This is a genomic window from Wolbachia endosymbiont of Drosophila seguyi (genome assembly GCF_028981765.1).
Classification (GTDB): Bacteria; Pseudomonadota; Alphaproteobacteria; order Rickettsiales; family Anaplasmataceae; genus Wolbachia; species Wolbachia pipientis.
The window spans coordinates 1-1378 of sequence record NZ_JAPQLM010000122.1 but is presented as its reverse complement, the minus strand read 5'-3'; the positions used below and the strand labels follow the sequence as shown (position 1 = coordinate 1378).

The 1378-nt window shown below is 33.0% G+C and carries 2 protein-coding genes; one reads left to right on the top strand and one right to left on the bottom strand.

Annotated elements, in window-relative coordinates; all coding sequences use genetic code 11:
* Positions 1–401 (top strand): transposase (locus OZD62_RS02810; protein WP_275019387.1); only part of this gene is annotated, 401 nt, incomplete at its 5' end.
* 156 nt (positions 402–557) lie between these two features.
* On the opposite strand, the gene OZD62_RS02805 is transcribed toward OZD62_RS02810, so the two are convergent.
* The gene (locus tag OZD62_RS02805; protein ID WP_275019386.1) at positions 558–1061 is read right to left on the bottom strand and encodes a protein-disulfide reductase DsbD domain-containing protein; all 504 of its coding nucleotides are present in this window, start codon (positions 1059–1061) and stop codon (positions 558–560) included.
* Positions 1062–1378 lie beyond the last annotated feature (317 nt).

The following is a 1378-nucleotide window of genomic DNA, read 5'->3' as shown; positions in this document are numbered from 1 at the left end:
ATCTAAAAAATATGGTGGAAAACCTTAAGACTATAAAAGGTATAGGATATCTTACTGCTGTTGCTGTTGTCGCAGAAATGCCATCAGTTGATAACTTTGACAATGCTAAACAATTTACAGCTTTTGCTGGTCTAAATCCAGGACATTATCAATCGGGATCGTCAGTAAGTAAGAGAAGTTGCATATGCAAAATAGGATCTGAGCGTATTCGAAAAGCTCTTTATATGCCAGCTATAGTAGTCAAAAACCATAATAATCATTTTCAAAAGTTTTGTCAGCGTCTAGCAAGTAAAGGCAAATGTCCAAAAGTCATAGTTCTTGCGTTAATGCGAAAATTAATGCATGTCTTTTTTGGTATTCTTAAAAATAATCAACCATTTAATTGTAATTTTGTTGGATAATTTGTTTGACAGCAGAAACAGTATCTGGGATCTAAATTTTTTATGCGAAACCATTATGTTTATATGCTTGTAGGCCCAAGTTCCTCACATAGTGAACAAAAAAGTAAATGAGATTCCAGTGTCACGCGCTGGAATGACACCTCCCCCATGAGAACTCTATTTTTCATACCACTCATTTATAAGTTTATTGATATCAGAATCTATAAAATCCTTTAATGGTTGCCTGATTTTTATCTCAACATTTTTAGGGATGCACCTATCTCTACATATCGCATAATTTATATGGAAGTTAAGGTCAATATACCCTTGATTTAAAAATATATTCATCTTAAAGGGAAATAATACCATATCCTCATATACGTTACTTACAAACGTCTCTCTCCCTACTTTATCTTTATGTTCCTTTGGAATAGGCCAGTGAATATTTATATCTGATGCATTACCTTTGTAACTAATAGACGTGGGAAGGCCAAAATCTCCAGGATCTTTATAATATATGTGCCAGCCTGGTTCTACTGTAACCTTTATTGCACCTTTAAGAGTGAAGCTTGCTTCATTTATCTCGCCAATAAGTAAATCAAATTTTGCAATTTCCTCGTCAGCATATAGTTGAGCGCAAGAAAAAAATAAAAATAATATTAAATATATATATATTTTCATTAAGGTAAATTTCTCCTTTTATAGAGAAAGTAATTTAGATTTTAATTATTATATTTAATAGTATTATATAGATTATTTATTAATATAGCATTATGCTATAGCTAAACTGACTTACGACAATCTGAAAAACGACAAATTCGTCATTCCGCTACTTGTTAGCGGAATCTATGCCGAGATACCGCGAATGAATCCACAACTGTACGAACATTGTGATTTTGGCCCATAAGGAGGGTGTCATCCCAGTGCTTGACACTGGGATGGCTTTGTTGCATCACACTTTATGAGATGGTGATTTATGGTAAATTCATGTAACTATC

What these genes read in the sequence shown, in the direction of transcription:
- OZD62_RS02805 (WP_275019386.1), bottom strand. Translation starts at nt 1,061, where the DNA reads ATGAAAATATATATATATTTAATATTATTTTTATTTTTTTCTTGCGCT.